This window comes from Bacillus sp. 7884-1, assembly GCF_002272245.1.
Taxonomy (GTDB): domain Bacteria; phylum Bacillota; class Bacilli; order Bacillales; family Cytobacillaceae; genus Neobacillus.
Genome location: NZ_NPDD01000037.1, coordinates 1 through 19,046, shown reverse-complemented (window position 1 = coordinate 19,046; position 19,046 = coordinate 1). Strand labels below are relative to the sequence as shown.

Genomic DNA, 19,046 nt, shown 5'->3' with positions numbered 1-19,046 from the left:
GTCATAAGATGTCTCGTTTGTGACGACGCTTTTTATAATAACACGGCTTGTATGTAAAGTACAATACTTTTTTAAAAAAAGATTTTGAAAAGCGAAAGCCCTCAGAAAATGAGGGCTTTTTCATGATTAAATTTGTCTCCAAGGACTGCGAACAACATTTGTTTGATTGCGATCTGGCCCTACAGAGAAAGTGGTTAATGGAATTCCAGTAAGCTGTGTTACCCGTTCAACATAATGGCGTGCATTTAAAGGAAGTTCATCTAATGTTTTAACTCCTGTAATATCCTCAGACCATCCTGGAAGCTCTTCATAGACTGGTTCACACTCCGCTAACACCTTAAGGCTTGCAGGGTATTCAGTAATCAGTTCACCTTTGTAGCTATAGGCTGTACAGATTTTTAACGTCTCTAGCCCAGATAGCACATCAATGGAATTCAGTGAAAGGTCCGTTAAGCCGCTAACACGTCGTGCATGACGAACAACTACACTGTCAAACCAGCCAATTCGACGTGGACGTCCAGTTGTTGTACCGTACTCACGTCCTACTTCACGAATTTGACTGCCAATTTCATCATGTAACTCCGTTGGGAACGGTCCGTCACCAACACGAGAGGTATACGCCTTACAAACTCCCACAACATGTGTGATTTTTGATGGGCCAACGCCAGAGCCAATTGTAACGCCTCCTGCAACAGGATTCGACGAAGTAACAAATGGATACGTACCTTGGTCAATATCTAACATAACTCCCTGAGCGCCTTCAAATAAAACCCGTTTGCCCTCATCTAGTGCGTCATTTAACACTACAGATGTATCACAAACATATTGTTTAATTTGCTGTCCATATTCGAAATACTCATCTAAGATTTCCTCTTTTGTAAAACCTGTTGTCTCATAAATACGTTCGAATAAACGATTCTTTTCAGCTAGGTTTCGTTCAAGCTTTTCTTCAAAAACGTCACGCTCAAGGAGGTCAGCGATTCTGATTCCAACACGCGCTGCTTTATCCATATAAGCAGGGCCGATTCCTTTTTTAGTGGTTCCAATTTTATTGGCACCCTTACTTTCTTCCTCAACAACATCGAGTTTTAAATGGTAAGGAAGGATAACATGCGCGCGGTTACTGATGCGTAGGTTATCAGTTGTAATCCCTTTTTCGTGTAGATAGGCAAGCTCAGCAACAAGTGCCTTAGGGTCGACCACCATTCCATTGCCAATTACACAGATTTTTTCCTTATAAAAGATTCCAGATGGGATTAAGTGTAATTTATATGTTTCACCGTTGAATTTAATGGTATGACCTGCGTTATTTCCACCTTGGTATCGAGCAATTGCCTCTGCATTTTCGGAAAGAAAATCGGTAATTTTACCCTTTCCCTCGTCTCCCCATTGTGTACCAACTACCACTACTGACGTCATATAGGCACCTCCAAATTAAATACGCTTTTCTTTTTCCACACACAAGTTTACCAATTAATACAGGTAAAAGTCAACAAAACACGAACGATTATATTGACTTATTAAAATATGTTCGTAAAATATTAATTTATGAATCTAGCTTGTATTAGATATTGGTTTTCCATAAAATAGGTATCATTAGGAAGGAAGTGTTATATGATTTTTAAAAAGAGATCAGAAACATTGGAATTAGTACTTTATCGTTTATTAAATGCTAGAATGGATCTTTCAGAGAATGATAAAAAACATTTTTGGACAATCAATAAAGGGTATGAAGGCGAGGTAAGAAGCGATATTTGGCTGCTAAATCTTACTGATGATTGGTTCGTTCTGCATGACTTATTACTTGAACATAACCAATCCACATTCCAAATTGATACGTTAATCATTGCTTATGAGAAGATTCATCTATTAGACGTAAAAAATTTTGAAGGAGATTATGTTGTCAAAGATGATAAATGGTATAACCCCGCAGGTGTCCTACAAAAGAATCCATTACACCAACTAGAACGCTGCGAAACCTTACTTAAAAAATTGCTGCACGACTTAGGATATCATTTTACGATTGATTCCTATCTTATCTTCAACAACCCCGAGTTCCACTTATATATACCCTCAATCCAGCCAGCCATTATTTTTCCAACACAGCTTAACCGCTTTTTAAAAAAGTTAAATTCAGGACCAGTAAAACTAAACAAAAAGCATTTTCAATTAGCCGAACAATTAGAAGGTCTGCATAAAATTGAATCTCCCTATCCAAGATTACCTCCATACAGCTTTGAAAAGTTGAAAAAAGGTATCACTTGCCGGGATTGCAGGAACTTTTTAACAGATGGGACATTGAAATGTAAGCAATGTGGATGTATAGAGGAGCCTGAGGCAGCTATATTAAGAAGTGTGAATGAATTTAGCTTACTTTTTCCTGATATAAAGATTACGACAGATAGAATTCATGAATGGTGCGGCATCATAAAGTCTAAAAAAACGATTAGACGTATTTTAGCAAAAAACCTTGAACTAATAAGACATAGTAGATCATCTTATCACATTTCAAAAGAGTAATTTTTCTATTCGTTACCGTCTATTTACTTTTTCAGCCTTTGCGGGCACGAATAGCCTCTATTCGTTACCGTTAATCCCCATTTTCGACCTGAACGGGTACGAAGGGCCTCAACAGAACAAATCTGGCATTGTAGAGTTATCAATCTATTAAAAAAGCCAGCCAAAAGTTTGGCTAGCTCATTAAAAGTTATGCACTTGGATCGTACCGTGTCTCGAGGTTTACGAATTTATTGTACTCTTTTACAAACGCCAACGAAACGGTGCCGGTTGGGCCGTTACGCTGCTTAGCGATGATGATTTCGATGATGTTTTTATTCTCGGATTCTTTATCGTAGTAATCATCACGGTATAGGAAGGCAACGATATCGGCATCCTGCTCAATCGAACCGGATTCACGAATATCGGACATCATCGGACGTTTGTCCTGACGCTGTTCCACACCACGGGAAAGCTGTGATAGGGCAATAACAGGAACTTTAAGCTCACGCGCTAATTGTTTTAGGGATCGGGAAATCTCTGAAACCTCCTGCTGACGGTTCTCACCTGAACGACCGCTTCCTAGGATTAACTGCAAATAATCGATTAGGATCATGCCTAAACCATGCTCTTGCTGCAGGCGACGGCATTTTGAACGGATATCACTGATTCTAACCCCAGGTGTATCGTCTATAAAAATCCCCGAATTTGACAGACTCCCCATGGCCATCGTCAGCTTACCCCAGTCATCATCTGTTAGGGAACCTGTACGCAGCCTTTGAGCATCGATATTTCCTTCCGAACAAAGCATACGCATAACAAGCTGTTCTGCACCCATCTCTAGACTGAATATGGCCACATTTTCACCCGTTTTTGTCGCAACATTGGCAGCAATGTTCAAGGCAAAGGCCGTTTTACCAACGGAAGGACGGGCCCCAACGATAATTAAATCATTACGCTGGAAACCTGCTGTCATCCGATCCAATTCAGCAAATCCAGTTGAAATACCGGTAATATCCCCTACACGGTTATGCATTTCTTCTATATTGTCATACGTACGTACAAGGACATCTTTAATATTGTGGAAGGATCCAGCATTTTTCCGCTGCGCTACGGCAAGAATATTTTTTTCTGCCTCGCTTAAAAGTGCTTCGACTTCATCTTCACGAGAATAACCATCTGAAGCAATCTCTGTGGCTGTTCGTATTAATCGTCTTAACAAAGACTTCTCTTCTACGATTCTCGCATAATACTCAATATTAGCGGCTGTTGGAACAGAACTAGCCAATTCACTTAAATAACTCACTCCGCCTGTATCTTCAATTAGCTTTGCTGCTGCTAACTCCTCGGTTACCGTTACAAGATCAACGACCTTACCTTCGTCGTTCAACTTCAACATAGCATTAAATATCTTTTGATGCGAAGCACGGTAAAAGTCTTCAGGTATCAAGATTTCTGTAGCCACAGTTAAAGAAGAGGGCTCTAAGAAAATCGCACCTAATACAGCTTGTTCAGCTTCAATATTTTGCGGTGGCAGACGATCTGCATATAAATCATTCATCTATCAAAAACCTCCTATTATGAAGAGGATAATTTATATATTAATAGTATTAAACCTAATTATGTCCATAATGAAGAAAAGTGACCAGCCTCAACCGATCACATCACGTCACTCACTTAAGAAAAAGTGTATTTCCTTTTTCCTAGGAAAAAGTATAGTTTCTTTTTCCCTTAACTTTTATTATTTTAACATGTTTACCTGAAATTTGAACTGGAAATTAATTTACTTCTTTTACATGAACAGTTAAAGTTGCTAAAACTTCATGATGAAGCTTAACCGGAACCTTTGTATGTCCTAGAGTACGAATCGCATCTGATAATTCCATTTTGCGCTTATCAATTTTAATTCCATGTTTCTTTTGAAGCTCTTCCGCAATTTGCTTTGTTGTAATCGAACCAAACAGGCGGCCGCCTTCACCTGCTTTAGCAGATAGCTCAACAGTAATTTTTTCTAACTGTTCTCCTAGCTTTTTCGCTTCAGAAAGCTCTTCTGCCGCACGTTTGTCTTCCTTTTTCTTTTGACCCTCTAGCGTGCTGATGTTTGTATTACTCGCTTCAATTGCCAAGCCCTGCTTAATTAAGAAGTTATGCGCATAGCCATCCGCAACATTCTTTACTTCACCTTTTTTGCCTTTTCCTTTTACATCTTTTAGAAAAATTACTTTCATTCCTTTTTCCCACCTTCAAAATAGTCTTCAATTGCTAGCTTTAATTGTCTTTCTGCTTCTGCTATGGAAATCCCGGTCAGCTGGGTAGCTGCATTTGTCAGGTGCCCGCCGCCTTGAAGCTTTTCCATAATGACTTGAACATTTACATTTCCAAGCGATCTGGCACTAATTCCAATCAGCCCTTCATTTCGTTTCGCAATCACGAAGGAAGCTGCTACACCATCCATCGTCAGGAGTGTATCTGCTGCCTGGGCAAGAAGGACTTGATCATGTCGGTCGCCTTCATCCCCTTTAGCAATGGCAATTCCATCGCGGTAAAAAACAACCGATTCAATTAATTTAGCCCGCTTAATGTACGTATCAACGCTTTCCTTTAAAAACTTCTGAACGAGGATGGTATCTGCCCCTTGGCCTCGCAAATAGGAGGCAGCATCGAAGGTTCTAGCACCTGTTCGTAAAGTAAAGCTTTTCGTATCCACCACGATTCCCGCGAGCAGTGCCGTTGCTTCTATCATTTCTATTTTACCGCGTTTTGGCTGGTATTCAAGAAATTCGGTTACAAGCTCTGCAGTTGAGGAAGCATATGGCTCCATATAAACAAGAACTGGATTTGCAATAAATTCTTCTCCACGGCGATGATGGTCAATAACCACAACATTATCTATTTTATTAAGAAGTCGTTCTTCAATGACGAGTGCTGGCTTATGGGTATCAACGATAACAAGCAATGTTTTTTCTGTTGAAATTTCCAACGCCTCTTCTGGACCAATAAATCGAGAAAATAACTGCTCTTGATGGCGGATTTCTCCCATGAGCCTGTGAACAGCGCCATCCATTTCTTGGGGGTTCAAGACTATGTAGGCATCCTTTTGATTCATTTGCGCAACCTTGTAAATACCAATAGATGAACCAATAGAATCCATATCAGGATTTTTATGACCCATAATAATGACCTTATCGCTTGCGGTAATTAAATCCTTTAAGGCATGGGAAATAACGCGGGCGCGTACTCTTGTCCGTTTTTCAACCGGATTGGTTTTACCGCCAAAGAATTTAACTTTACCATTGGGATGTTTAATTGCAACCTGATCTCCGCCTCTTCCTAAGGCTAAATCCAGACTTGATTGTGCTAATACACCTAATTCAGGCAGAGAAGGCGTCCCAGCACCTACACCTATACTTAGTGTGAAGGAGATATTTTGCTTAGATGTCATTTCTCTTACTTCATCTAGAACTGTAAATTTTCCTTTTTCAAGAAGCTGAAGAATGGCTTCATTGAAAACAGCGATAAATCGTTCTGATGAGATTCTTTTAAGAAAAATACCGTTGTCCTGGGCCCACTTATTTAAGGTTGAAGTAACCATATTGTTAATACTGCCACGCATTTGGTCATCCATACCTTGTGTTAATTCATCATAATTATCTAAAAAGATAACTGCAATAACGGTGCGTTCATCATGGTACATTTGTTCAATTTCTTTTTGTTCGGTGACATCAAAGAAGTAAAGGAGCTTCTCCTCACTTTTAAGTATCACTCGAAATTTTCGTTCGTGAAGGGTAATAATTTCTGTGCCAACCTCTTGTTTAATTAACGGAATCAACGTTTCGGCTATTTCGTAGAGTGACCTTCCAATAAGGGTATCCTCATCAAAATAGGAGGAAAGAAAAGGATTGGTCCACTCGATAGAGTATTCATCATTTATGAGCATAATCCCAATCGGCATCTCCATCAGCGCTTCTTCGCCTACCCTTTTCACTCGGTAAGAAAGGGTTGAGATATAGTCTTCCATCTCTTTTCTTTGGCGGGAATCAATGACTAACATATAGTAAAATGGCGGGATAATGAGAAATAACCCAACTAAGCTTAGTATCCAATTATAGTAGGCCAGGACAATGAGCAGCACCACTGTAATGCCTATTAGCCCGTAAAAAGGATAACGAATCGAGCGTTTTTCAATAAATGCAGGCAAATTTTTCAGCTCCTAAACAGTAGTCATCTCTCTTTTTTCGTAAAGCCTTTTCGTAAATCAAAGCCTAAGTCAATTATACCTAATATCCCTACAATATAAAGGAAAATTGGAATGGTGAAAGAGACAATCGCTATTGTTATAGAAATAGCTTTTGAAATACCCTTTTGGTCGAAGTAATAAAATATAAACGTATATCCTTGCAGGACCATTAGGAATTGCAGGATGTAGGTCATATTGATAATTGCCATATACCAGAAGGTACCTTCTTCAGGATTCATAAACATACTTAAAAGCAAAGTAAGGAGAAAATAATACATGATGCTTTTTGGCAAGGAAATGTCTTTAAAGCTTTTCCATTTTTCTACCTTAACTCCAAATCTTTTTATAATTGGGAAGGATACAAGCTGCATGATAAATACAATTAAAAAGGAAGAAAGAACGAATAACGTTGGGATTAAGGTTTTAATTAGATTTAATCCATTATTAAATTGCTCCAACACCTTCTCCGAGTCTTGCGCATTTCCAAAGTTCTTTAATAAATCAGCGGAAACACTGAGTGACTCACGCATCATTTCAATCATTTCAGTGATCATATCTACTTTAAAAAGAACAATACTTGATACATAAATAATAATTAAATTAACTAGAAAGACAAGAGTACCTGCAATGAAAAGAACACCCATATTCTTCTGTTTTTGAATAAGGTACCCGATTACGACACCTGTTGTTCCATATGCAAGCGTTAATGGCAGGGACATAATACTTCCTACAATGAATGATAGAAGAAGGGAGGCGATGATAAAAACAAATATACTTTTCCCATCATTCTTGGCTGCAAAAAGCATAAATGGTACAGCTAAGAATAGGTTTACAACCATTCCAAGCAACGGGACATAGATTGTAAGTAACAATAGAACTGCAAAGGCTGCTAAAAGGATAGCACCTTCTGTTAATTTACGAACATTTTTCACTGCTTCACCTCAATTAATTCAAAAAACCCTATTTCTTAATTTTAGCTAGATACGCGCTGCTATTCAACAATTCTGCAATATAAAAGAAAAAAGCAGCAAGGGTTCCCCCTAGCTGCTCGAATTCAATTTATTCCCCTGCAACGAATGGTAATAATGCCATTTGACGTGCACGTTTGATTGCAACTGTTAGTTTACGCTGATATTTAGCGCTTGTACCAGTTACACGACGTGGTAAAATCTTTCCACGCTCAGAGATAAACTTTTTAAGTAAATCTACATCTTTATAATCGATGCGAGAGATACCATTTGCTGTAAAATAGCACACTTTACGGCGCTTCGCGCGTCCGCCTTTACGTCCTCCACCTGCCATGAAAATTCCCTCCTTCATTACTGTTATTTTAGAAACGTCATTCAAATTTCACTTTAAAATGGTAGATCATCATCGGAGATGTCTATCTGACCGTTACCTGCGAACGGATCATCATCCACTTTAGTAAAACCTTTGTTATTATTATTGTTGTTGTTTTGATACTGACGTTGATTCTGATTGCCGCCGCCATAAGGATTTCCTTGCGGTTCCCTTGGAGGTGCACCGAAGTGATCGTTGTCGCTTCTTGCGCCGCCGCTAGATGCATTTTTAGGTTCAAGAAATTGAACACTTTCTGCCTGAACTTCAGTAACGTAAACACGCTTACCATCTTGTCCTTCATAGTTGCGGGTCTGAATACGGCCATCAACACCTGCAAGACTGCCCTTTTTCAAGAAGTTTGCCACATTTTCAGCAGGTTTTCGCCAAACAACACAATTAATAAAGTCTGCTTCACGCTCACCAGCCTGACTAGAAAACGGGCGGTTAACTGCTAAAGTAAAAGTAGCTACAGGAACCCCATTTGGTGTATAACGCAAATCAGGATCTTTTGTTAATCGGCCAACAAGCACGACACGATTCATCATCAGAATCAACTCCTTTTCTTTCGGAGAATGTTTCATGTGAAACATTCTGACTAAAATACATTTATATTAAGCTTCTTCTTTAATTACTAAATGGCGAATGATATCTTCGCTGATTTTCGCAAGACGAGAAAATTCTTGTACCGCGTCAGCTGAAGATGTAGTTTTAACGATTTCGTAATATCCATCACGGAAATCATTGATTTCGTAAGCTAAACGACGCTTACCCCAATCTTTTGTTTCAGCAGTTTCCGCACCGTTTTCAAGAAGAATTCCGTTGAAACGCTCAACAAGAGCTTTTTTCGCTTCATCTTCAATATTTGGGCGGATGATGTACATGATTTCGTACTTATTCATCACAGTCACCTCCTTTTGGTCTAAACGGCCCATTTTGGGCAAGGAGCAATTATTCATTACTCACAAGGTAAAATTTTAGCATAGTTCATGAGGAAATGCAAGGTTGTTCACTATTTCTTGTTTTTCCCTTTAAAAGTCTCCCCACGTAAAAAGCCCTGCGAATGCAAGGCTGACAATTTTATACATTAAAACGGAAGTGAATGACATCTCCATCTTTTACTAGATACTCTTTTCCTTCTAAACGGACTTTTCCAGCTTCCTTAGCGGAATTATAGCTTCCAGCTGCTAATAAGTCATCATAAGAAACTGTTTCAGCCCGAATAAATCCGCGTTCAAAGTCAGAGTGAATGATACCCGCACATTGTGGAGCTTTCATGCCATGTATAAACGTCCATGCACGAACTTCCTGAACACCTGCTGTAAAGTAGGTAGCTAATCCAAGCAAATTATAAGCCGCACGAATTAATTGATCAAGTCCGGATTCTTCAATTCCAAGTTCCTCAAGGAACATTTGCTTTTCATCGCCTTCAAGTTCAGCAATTTCTTCTTCAATTTTTGCACAAATCACTATTACTTCAGCATTGTCTGCCGCTGCAAACTCACGAACCTTTTGAACATATTCGTTTTCTGATGGATTCGCTACATCATCTTCACCAACGTTCGCCACATAAAGAACGGGCTTAATCGTTAAAAGATGAAGCATTTTTGCGATTTTCAACTGTTCATCGGTAAACTCAACCGTCCGTGCCGGCTTTTCAGCTTCAAAGGCATCACGAAGCATAGAGAGCACTTCAAACTCAGCAGCTGCTTCTTTATCCTTTTGTTTCGCTAATTTCTCCACACGGCTAATCCGTTTTTCCACAGATTCCATGTCAGCAAGAATTAACTCTAAGTTAATGACTTCAATATCTGAAATAGGATCAACTTTCCCTGAAACGTGAGTAATATTATCGTCTGCAAAGCAGCGGACAACCTGACAAATCGCGTCTACTTGACGAATATGAGATAAGAATTTATTTCCTAAACCTTCACCTTTACTCGCACCCTTGACAATTCCTGCGATATCGGTAAATTCAAATGCAGTGGGAACTGTCTTTTTCGGCTGAACAAGCTCAGTCAATTTATTTAGACGGTGGTCTGGTACTTCCACAATTCCTACGTTTGGATCAATCGTACAGAACGGATAGTTAGCTGATTCAGCCCCAGCCTGTGTGATTGCATTAAATAATGTAGACTTACCAACATTCGGCAGCCCTACAATTCCTGCTGTTAATGCCATTACTTTCACTCCTCAAAGAATATATCTATTTATAAAAATAACGTCCAAGTATTATTAAAAAGCCTCTCACAATTATAGGCATTAGCCCGTAAAAAGACAAGCAAAGAAAAGTGGAAGCTCTAGGCACTAGGCTAAATAAGAAAAACTGCCGCCATCGGCAGCAGTTAGTTTATTTTTTCAATATTCACCAGGCAATCGTACAAGGTACTGCCAAGACCGTTATCGGATTCACTGCTTGAGGTTAGGTTATTAACGGAACCGCCAAACTGTCTCCAAATTCCTTCATCGATATTAATCGTGTTAGGGTGTGCCTTTGGTAAAATGGAGAGGTATCCCTTCACTTCTCCACGATTATTCCATACTCTTACAAAATCACCAGCCTTTAAATGCATATCGGTTGCAATATTTTCAGCAACTTCTATTTTTAGCTGAGGTGCTTTAGGAAGGAGATGATAGTTTTGTGAGTGATTTGATCTTAATGGATGAATGGTCAATAGGTGATACGGGAACTCTTCGGCTAGGAGCGGATTATTCCATTTTGATTCTTCAGGAACAGCTAATTTCAACTTACCATCTTCACCCTTGTTCATAGAGGTAAATTCATATTTTCCGGAAGCTGTCTTAAACTGGAAATCCCGCCATGGAACTCGCTTTACCGGCAATTCAAGAGAACTTTTCATTTTAAGTTCATCCAACGTTTTTCCCTTTTCAGCTAACGACTGAAGAGACAATTGAAGCATCTGCTCTCTTGATAACCTAAAATCATCTCCAAATCCGAGTCTCTGTGCCAACTGTGTCCAAATCCATAAATCAGATTTTGCTTCCCCAGGTGCTGAAACAAGTTTCGGACCATAATTGACGTAGTGATGATACATAGAGGAGTAATAAATATCTTCTTCCTCAAATGATGTTGTAGTTGGCAATACATAATCAGCCAGTTGCGCTGTATCAGTCATAAATTGCTCAATAACCACCAAAGTCGAAACTGACGAAAAAGCTTTTTCCACGATGGATGAATCTGGAACTTGTGTAAGAGGATTGCCACAGGTGACGATAATCATCTTTATTTCTGGATCAATGGCAGCGAGCACTTCCTCCGCTTGCTTCATAATTGAAAACTGTCTATGGCTGGTTTTACGATCACTCTTAGTTAAATTAGCCACATCAAAGCTTTGACCCACTTGGAGATTTGCATAATTGGCGCCTCCGCCAGGAATACCAATATTTCCGCTTACCGCAACAAGGGCGTCAATCAAACGGATGGTATTCCCGCCGTTCTTGTATCGCTGCAGTCCAAGTCCCATAAAAGTTGATGTTGGTTTATCCGAAAAGACCTTCGCTAAAGAGTGGATCGTTTCCATTGGTACTTCTGTCATTTCACTGATTTTTTCTAAAGAAATACTAACAACAAGGTTTTCTAAATCCTCAAATCCATATGAATGATGGAAAATAAACTCACGGTCTTCGAGTCCTAATCGAAGTATTTCCTTTATAATACCGGCAGCAAGTAAACCATCCATTCCCGGTTTTACTGATATATATTCATCTGCTATTTTTGCAGTTGCATTATATAATGGATCAATAACATAAATTTTCGCACCATTTTTCTTTGCTTCTAGGAGCTTTTCATAAAAGTGCATATTGGTCCGCGCGACGTTTCTTCCCCAGATAATAATGTTTTTACTATTTAGGATATCCTCTGGTTCATGACCATAAGCATCACCAAAATCCCACTTTTGTGCCTCAATTCCTGCACCCCAACAAAGTGATCCATAAATTTCTGTAACACCGCCATAACCATTAAAAAAACGTTGGTCTAAATTTTTTAGTACCCCGTTGTTTGCATAATCATGACTATGGAGGACGGCGGTGGAACCAAATTGTTCTTTAATTTCCTTTAACTTAAGGGAAATTTCATCTAGTGCTTGCTTCCATGAAATTTGCTGAAATTCTCCATTTACCTTTTTTAAAGGATAAAGAAGCCGTTCAGGAGAATTGGTCCTTGTTTCGAGCATTCTACCTCTGCCGCAAATTTTCCCCTTGGTAATCGGGTGGGAGGGGTCACCTTCAACCTTTATTACTTTATTATTTTCAACACTTACAAGAAGACCACAGCTGTCCCAGCAATTTAAAGGACATGCTGATTTCAGAACTTCTGCCATATTCCCTCACCCCCAAAATAATCTTTCTACTTTTTTAATAGGATAATATATTTAAGCCAAAAAAAGAAGCATGTGCTACTGCTCATGCTTCACCAAAATTTTCTTCATTTTCCGGGAAAACTCACGCCTTGGGATCATTACGCTATGATCGCAGCCTTCACATTTGATGCGAATATCCATCCCCATGCGAATAATTTTCCAACGGTTCGTCCCACATGGATGCTGCTTTTTCATTTCAACGACATCATTTAACCCAAATTCTTTTTCTTCCATTGAAATCCTCTCCTTTTAAACACCAGGTTCAGTGATATTTCCAGAATTCTTTGAGTACATGACCATCCGCGGATATGGAATTTCAATTCCATGCGCATCTAAACATTCTTTAACATCTCTTTTTATATTCCTTGTAACACCCGCATGCTTCATAGGTAAGGTTTCAGCAACAATTCTCAAAACAACCTCTGATGGTCCCAAGGATTGGACACCTAAAAGCTCAGGTGCTTTCGTTAATTCTTCATATTGTTCAGGCATTTTTTCAAGCAAATCCTTAATAACCTTTTGTGTTTTTTCAATATCTTCTTCATAAGCAACCGATATATCGATGATTGCAAGGCTGTTATTTAAAGAGAAATTTGTTACTTGAATGATACTCCCATTCGGAAGAATATGAACTTCTCCTGTCCAGCTTTTTAACTTTGTTGTTCGCAAACCAATCGTTTGAACGGTTCCTTCAAATTGGTCAATTCGAACGTGATCACCAACTGAAAACTGATCTTCAAAAATGATAAAGAAACCGCTTATTACATCTTTGACAAGACTCTGCGCTCCAAAACCAACGGCGAGTCCGACAACTCCTGCCCCAGCAATCAGCGCTTTTACATCAATGGTTAAGACGGAGAGAATCATCATAAAAGAAATAAAATAGACTACATATGTAAGTACATTATCGAGAAGCTTCGACAGTGTTTCTTCTCTTCGTTCTGAAGTCTTTAAAGGAGAACGAGTTCTAATTTTAAAGACGTTGTCAATTGCTATACTGCCTAACTTAATTAGAATTTTAGCAACGATCATAATAGCAATAATCTTAAGTAAACCTTCCCCTATAGCTAACCATGTATCTTCATTTTGGAATTTATCAATGAATCTTTGAATAATCCTTTGAGTAGAACTCATATAAACACCCTTTCCTCTGCCTGATGAATCACACTTATTTTACCAAGTATCCTTTGTACTTTATAGTATTGTGAATTATTCATTTTTTCAACTGGAATATCTTTGTTTAGTGATGTATAGATTTTCGGAATTTTCCGTATACTGTTAAAAAGAAAGTACAGACCGAGGAGTGGACTTATGAATCTGAAACCTAGTTTCTTGGATAGGAGGGCTAATACACAGCGAATACCTCATGATGATTTTCAAGCTGCTGAAAATCTTTCAATGGAACTATTAAAGTTCCTGCCCAGGTATGCGGAGCGGCCAATCATATTTGTTTGTATTGGAACTGACCGCTCTACCGGAGATTCACTAGGCCCGCTTGTGGGATCACTTCTAGAGGAGAAGGACTTATCTTCCTTTCATGTGTATGGTACTCTAGATGAGCCCATTCATGCAGTAAATCTAAATGAACGTTTACAAGAAATAACAGTAAAACATCATGATCCCTATCTTATTGGGATTGATGCCTGTTTAGGACGAATGAAAAATGTTGGAGTTATCCAGGTAGGTGATGGCCCGGTTAAACCTGGGGCTGGTGTAAATAAGGAGCTTCCTGCAGTTGGAAATATCCACATAACCGGTATCGTCAATGTCAGCGGCTTTATGGAGTTTTTTGTCTTACAAAATACGCGCCTTAACCTGGTTATGAAAATGGCAAAAACAATTGCAAATGGTATTTATCAGGCAAGCATTCTTCATACAAAAGGAAGACTGCAAGAACTAACACAGCAAGAGCAGAAAAAGACTAATTAAAAGAGCAATCTGGATTAACTCCAATTGCTCTTTTTTATTTTTACAACTATGGTAAAGTACTACAAATAAAGATTATATACATAAAGAATTGTAACGATAATCCCTGTCACAGCAATTGCAGGGAGGAGGTTTGCTACTTTAATTTTCACTAGTCCTGTTAGATTTAGACCGATGGCAAAAATCATGACACCGCCTGTTGCTGTCATTTCAACAATAAATTGATCCATCAATACTTGGGGAATAAATGTATTAATTTGAGTGGCAAATAATGCAATGATTCCTTGATAGAGCATGACTGGTATGGCTGAAAAAATAACTCCGACCCCAAGAGTAGTAGTTAAAATAATTGAAGTGAAACCATCTATGAGCCCTTTTGTATACAATACATCGTGATCCCCGCGAATACCACTGTCAAGTGCCCCAATGATTGCCATAGCCCCAATGACAAAGATTAAAGTTGCTGTAACAAATCCTTCTGCAATACTTCCTTTTCCAGTTGAACCGACAGAACCCATTTTCCTTTCCAGCCACAGCCCAAGTTGATTCAGCTTTTCTTCTAATTGCATGAGCTCGCCAAAAACAGCCCCCATAACCAAGCTGATAATTACAATCAAAAAATTTTCACTTTTTAATCCCATCTGTAATCCGAGCACTATCACCGACAAGCCTATCGCATACATGACTGTTGTTCTCATGCTTTCCGGAATTCGGTTCAAGAGTTTACCAATAATTACCCCAATAATGATTAACAATCCATTTACAAGTGTTCCTAATAAAAACATTGTCTATTCACCTATTCTTCGATTCTCGAAATTTATAATAGTATTAAACTATCATCTTTTGGTGCTGTTGGAAAGTTATTTATTTTTGGAAAGGCTGTGTTAGTCTTTCCTGTTGATTTCCGCTCCAATCTAATTAAGAGCTTTGACACAGCCTAATAAAAAAAAATAAACCATCCACTGATGGTTTAATAAGCTTCTTCCTTGCCTAGCATTTCTAAAATCCGTTCTAAATCCTCTTCAGAGAAAAATTCAATTTCGATTTTTCCTTTATTTTTGGATTTCTTAATGTTTACCGTCGTACCAAATCGTTCGCGAAGGGAGTGTTCCCGCTCCTGGATAAACACATCCTTTTTCTTCTCTTGCTTTTTTGTTTCACGTGGAACATTTTCATTTAATTGTTGGATGAGTTTTTCCAGTTGGCGAACATTCAACGATTCCTGAATAATTTTATCTACTATAGCTGGCAGCTTTGCCTTTTGTCTTAACCCTAGGAGTGCCCGGCCATGCCCCATTGAAATCTTCTCCGTTGAAATTAACTCTTGAATCTTAGCAGGAAGAGAAAGTAGACGGATATGATTGGCTACATGCGGCCGGCTTTTTCCTAACCGCTTTGCTACCTCTTCTTGGGTAAAATTTAACTTTTCCATTAATGTTTGGTATGCTTGTCCTTCTTCAATAGCGTTTAGATCTTCTCGCTGAAGATTTTCCAATACTGCTAATTCCATCATTTGCTGCTCTGTTAACTCTCTAACAACAGCTGGAACAGTATCTAATTTTGCTTCTTTAGCCGCTCGAAAACGTCTTTCTCCGACAACAATTTCATACCCCTTTATGCTTTTTCTTACCACAAGAGGCTGGAGTATTCCATGCTCTAATATAGAAGCTTTCAACTCATCAATGGCCTCTTGTTGGAAGGTTTTCCTTGGCTGGTAAGGATTTGGACGCAATTCCTTTAAACTAATTTCTTGGACAGTCTCTTCCTTACCGGCTTCGATATTTGTAAAAAACGCATTTATGCCCTTTTTCCCTAAACCTTTAGCCATTTGAGACCACTTCCTTTGCTAAATCTAAATACACTTCTGCTCCACGAGACTTTGAATCATAATTAATAATTGGTTCACCATGACTCGGAGCCTCACTTAGACGTACATTTCTTGGAATAATGGTTTTATATACTTTGTCTTGAAAATACTTTTTAACTTCTTCGATTACTTGAATGCCTAGATTGGTTCGGGCATCGAGCATCGTTAATAATACGCCTTCTATTTTCAAGTCTTGGTTTAAGTGTTTTTGTACTAATCGTACAGTATTTAGTAATTGGCTCAAACCTTCTAAAGCATAATACTCACATTGAACAGGGATTAAAACAGAATCCGAAGCAGTTAAGGAGTTAAGAGTCAATAAGCCTAAAGATGGCGGGCAATCAATAATAATATAATCAAATTGATCTTTGACTTCTTCAAGAGCCCGCTTTAGTCGGACTTCTCTTGAGATAGTAGGAACCAGTTCAATCTCCGCTCCTGCAAGCTGGATCGTAGCTGGTATGGCATATAAATTCTCGACAGATGTTGGTTTAATAACATCCTTTGCTTCCACATCATCTACTAAAACATCATATATACACTGTTCTACATCTGCTTTTTCAATACCAATTCCACTTGTTGCATTCCCTTGTGGATCAATGTCTACTAATAAAACCTTTTTCCCAATGTATGCTAAGCAGGCGCCTAGATTGACAGAGGTCGTTGTCTTTCCAACTCCGCCCTTTTGATTCGCGATTGCAATGGTTTTGCCCACGATGTCACCTACCTTGTTTCAAATAAAATACTTAAATCTAGTAATATAAACTAGTAAAACTAGTAAACTTAAATTCCATGCTATTTATTTTATCATGAAACTGATTTATTGTTATTTTTTTAAAAAAAATATTAGTGAAGATAAATATAGTAATTAACATTATTTTACATTAATTGAATTTAAGGATACAAAAATAAAAACCAAACTGCTAAAAAGTCTGGTTCCATTTTGTGATTATTTTATTTTTTCTTTGGAATTTTTATTGTAAATTGATAATAATCTTCAAATTCTTCTTCTTCCGAGTCGAGATTAATCCCATTATCAGAAACCATGGTTAACGATTGCCTAATGGTATTTACAGCAATTCTCATATCTTTGCTGAATGCTTTTCTCTTTGGTTTTGGCTTTTGATTCTTCTCTTCTAATATCCTGGCAACTCGGTCTTCTGTTTGCTTAACATTAAGATTTTTTTCGATTATATCTTGTAAAAGCATAACCTGCTTCTCAGGATTTTTAAGTGGAATAAGTGCTCGTGCATGCCGTTCTGTTATTTCTTTATTTAACAAGGATTCTTGAATAAGCTGTGGCAGCTTTAAAAGTCTTAGCTTATTGGCAACGGTTGACTGACCTTTTCCGAGACGCTGAGCAAGCGCTTCTTGCGTTAAGTTGTGCAGTTCAAGAAGCTTTCCATAGGCAATTGCCTCTTCAATAGGCGATAGTTCTTCCCGCTGAAGGTTTTCAATTAAAGCCACAGAAGCGGTTTCTGTGTCTGAATAATTTTTTATGATTGCTGGTGCTTCAGCCCAGCCAAGCTTCTTCATGGCACGATAGCGGCGCTCACCGGCAATAATTTCATAATTTCCTTCAAACTGCCGGACTACAATTGGCTGAATGATTCCGTGAGTATGGATTGTTCGTGACAATTCCTCTATTTTTTCATCATCAAATACGGTTCGAGGCTGAAAACGATTTGGAACAATACTATCAATCGGAATCTTTTTTATTTCCTCATTTTTTGCAGCATCTAGCTCTTCTTCTAACTCCGTTTCAAGCTCTTTCTCTAACTCAACCTTTTGATCTCCCTTTTCGCCGAGGCCAAAAAAGCGTGAAAACGAATTCTTCATCCCCAACACCACCTTTACGAAACTCCATATTACTTATTTCGCTATCTAACTGTTTTCTTCCTGCCAAGACCCGCTGTTTATTTAAACAAAAATAATCCACTCAACCGCCATTTATTCAATTGGCATTTTACCTGGTGTACCTGGTTTTCGCGGATATTTCTTCGGCGTTTGCTTTTCTTTTTTTATCACAAGGATATTTCTTTCACTTTCTTCCATCGGTAAAGTGAAGGTAAACTTCTGCTCAAGTTTTCCTCCAAGTGTACTGATTGCCTTCTGACCAACACTTAACTCATCATTCGCATGAGCTGCTTTCATTGCGACGAAATGTCCCCCAACTTTTACAAGAGGAAGACAAAGTTCACTAAGAACTGACATTCTTGCAACGGCTCTTGCTGTCACAAGATCATAGGACTCCCTATGGGAAGGATTAACCCCAAAAGTCTCAGCGCGATCATGAATGAAGTGGACCTTTTCCAATTTTAATACATTTGCTAAATGATTTAAAAAGGAAATTCGCTTATTTAATGAATCAACGATTGTCACCTCTAAATGAGGAAAGGCAATTTTTAATGGAATACTTGGAAATCCTGCACCTGCACCGACATCACAGAGATGCAGGGGCTGCGTGAAATCAAAGTAAAATGCAGCAGAAATGGAATCGTAGAAATGTTTTAAATAGACATCACCTTGCTCAGTGATGGCCGTTAGGTTCATTTTTTCATTCCATTCAACCAAGGTATGAAAGTATTTCTCAAATTGATCAAGCTGCTTATCGCTAAGGGTAATCCCCTTCTCAAGAAGCATAGCTTTGAATTGTTCGATGTTCATCAGCAAAACTTCCTCTTTTTAAAAAAATTATAGGCCTTGTTAAACTGGTCTGTTAATTTCCACTCCAGGCACTTCGCTTTCCGCGGGCGGTCCGGGGAGCCTCCTCGGCGCTAATGCGCCTGCGGGGTCTCCC

At 38.6% G+C, this 19,046-nt stretch carries 19 protein-coding genes; 2 read left to right on the top strand and 17 right to left on the bottom strand.

All coding sequences use genetic code 11. The features are described 5' to 3' along the window. Positions 1-126: 126 nt before the first annotated feature. Positions 127-1,419 (bottom strand): adenylosuccinate synthase, encoded by a 1,293-nt coding sequence (locus CHI06_RS05345; RefSeq protein ID WP_095247394.1) that lies wholly within the window; start codon positions 1,417-1,419, stop codon positions 127-129. Positions 1,420-1,614: 195 nt separating this feature from the next. Between CHI06_RS05345 and CHI06_RS05340 the strand changes: the two genes are divergently transcribed. Further along, complete coding sequence (locus tag CHI06_RS05340; protein WP_095247393.1) at positions 1,615-2,520, top strand: nuclease-related domain-containing protein; 906 nt, start codon at positions 1,615-1,617, stop codon at positions 2,518-2,520. 187 nt (positions 2,521-2,707) lie between these two features. Here CHI06_RS05340 and dnaB read toward each other — a convergent pair whose 3' ends face one another. The 11 genes from dnaB to CHI06_RS05285 all read right to left on the bottom strand — a co-directional run bounded on the left by dnaB (position 2,708) and on the right by CHI06_RS05285 (position 13,587). Further along, positions 2,708-4,057, bottom strand: coding sequence for a replicative DNA helicase (dnaB, locus tag CHI06_RS05335; protein WP_095247392.1), 1,350 nt, complete (start codon positions 4,055-4,057; stop codon positions 2,708-2,710). 217 nt (positions 4,058-4,274) lie between these two features. Further along, positions 4,275-4,724: a 50S ribosomal protein L9 gene (gene rplI / locus CHI06_RS05330; RefSeq protein WP_095247391.1), complete on the bottom strand. Its 450-nt coding sequence runs from the start codon at positions 4,722-4,724 to the stop codon at positions 4,275-4,277. Then, entirely contained in the window at positions 4,721-6,694 is a 1,974-nt protein-coding gene (locus tag CHI06_RS05325; protein WP_095247390.1) for a DHH family phosphoesterase, read from the bottom strand. The genes rplI and CHI06_RS05325 overlap by 4 nt, the downstream gene beginning before the upstream one ends. A 23-nt stretch (positions 6,695-6,717) precedes the next feature. Further along, positions 6,718-7,665, bottom strand: coding sequence for a YybS family protein (locus CHI06_RS05320; RefSeq protein ID WP_095247389.1), 948 nt, complete (start codon positions 7,663-7,665; stop codon positions 6,718-6,720). A 127-nt stretch (positions 7,666-7,792) separates the two neighbouring features. Further along, the gene (rpsR, locus tag CHI06_RS05315) at positions 7,793-8,035 is read right to left on the bottom strand and encodes a 30S ribosomal protein S18 (RefSeq protein ID WP_063255175.1); all 243 of its coding nucleotides are present in this window, start codon (positions 8,033-8,035) and stop codon (positions 7,793-7,795) included. A 53-nt stretch (positions 8,036-8,088) separates the two neighbouring features. Continuing rightward, positions 8,089-8,619, bottom strand: a complete 531-nt coding sequence (ssb, locus tag CHI06_RS05310; protein WP_095247388.1) for a single-stranded DNA-binding protein — start codon at positions 8,617-8,619, stop codon at positions 8,089-8,091. A 66-nt stretch (positions 8,620-8,685) separates the two neighbouring features. Beyond that, the gene (gene rpsF / locus CHI06_RS05305) at positions 8,686-8,973 is read right to left on the bottom strand and encodes a 30S ribosomal protein S6 (protein ID WP_045519104.1); all 288 of its coding nucleotides are present in this window, start codon (positions 8,971-8,973) and stop codon (positions 8,686-8,688) included. Positions 8,974-9,151: 178 nt separating this feature from the next. Next, complete coding sequence (gene ychF / locus CHI06_RS05300) at positions 9,152-10,252, bottom strand: redox-regulated ATPase YchF (protein WP_095247387.1); 1,101 nt, start codon at positions 10,250-10,252, stop codon at positions 9,152-9,154. Between the two features lie 164 nt (positions 10,253-10,416). Next, positions 10,417-12,414 carry a molybdopterin-dependent oxidoreductase gene (locus CHI06_RS05295; protein ID WP_095247386.1) on the bottom strand — a complete coding sequence of 666 codons (1,998 nt, stop codon included), beginning with the start codon at positions 12,412-12,414 and terminating at the stop codon, positions 10,417-10,419. Between the two features lie 75 nt (positions 12,415-12,489). Then, positions 12,490-12,687, bottom strand: coding sequence for a DUF951 domain-containing protein (locus CHI06_RS05290; RefSeq protein WP_095247385.1), 198 nt, complete (start codon positions 12,685-12,687; stop codon positions 12,490-12,492). Between the two features lie 15 nt (positions 12,688-12,702). Further along, positions 12,703-13,587 carry a mechanosensitive ion channel family protein gene (locus CHI06_RS05285; protein WP_095247384.1) on the bottom strand — a complete coding sequence of 295 codons (885 nt, stop codon included), beginning with the start codon at positions 13,585-13,587 and terminating at the stop codon, positions 12,703-12,705. Positions 13,588-13,764: 177 nt separating this feature from the next. Between CHI06_RS05285 and yyaC the strand changes: the two genes are divergently transcribed. Then, positions 13,765-14,382, top strand: coding sequence for a spore protease YyaC (yyaC, locus tag CHI06_RS05280; RefSeq protein ID WP_095247383.1), 618 nt, complete (start codon positions 13,765-13,767; stop codon positions 14,380-14,382). A 59-nt stretch (positions 14,383-14,441) separates the two neighbouring features. Here the strand turns inward: yyaC and CHI06_RS05275 are convergent, their stop codons facing one another. From CHI06_RS05275 to rsmG, 5 genes are all read right to left on the bottom strand, one after another. Continuing rightward, a complete protein-coding gene (locus CHI06_RS05275) occupies positions 14,442-15,164 on the bottom strand; it encodes a DUF554 domain-containing protein (RefSeq protein WP_095247382.1) in 723 nt (240 codons plus the stop codon). Positions 15,165-15,349: 185 nt separating this feature from the next. Next, complete coding sequence (locus CHI06_RS05270; protein WP_095247381.1) at positions 15,350-16,207, bottom strand: ParB/RepB/Spo0J family partition protein; 858 nt, start codon at positions 16,205-16,207, stop codon at positions 15,350-15,352. After that, entirely contained in the window at positions 16,200-16,961 is a 762-nt protein-coding gene (locus tag CHI06_RS05265; protein ID WP_095247380.1) for a ParA family protein, read from the bottom strand. The genes CHI06_RS05270 and CHI06_RS05265 overlap by 8 nt, the downstream gene beginning before the upstream one ends. A gap of 239 nt (positions 16,962-17,200) precedes the next feature. Further along, a complete protein-coding gene (noc, locus tag CHI06_RS05260) occupies positions 17,201-18,085 on the bottom strand; it encodes a nucleoid occlusion protein (RefSeq protein WP_095247379.1) in 885 nt (294 codons plus the stop codon). Between the two features lie 111 nt (positions 18,086-18,196). Then, positions 18,197-18,913: a 16S rRNA (guanine(527)-N(7))-methyltransferase RsmG gene (rsmG, locus tag CHI06_RS05255; protein WP_095247378.1), complete on the bottom strand. Its 717-nt coding sequence runs from the start codon at positions 18,911-18,913 to the stop codon at positions 18,197-18,199. Between the last annotated feature and the right edge of the window lie 133 nt (positions 18,914-19,046).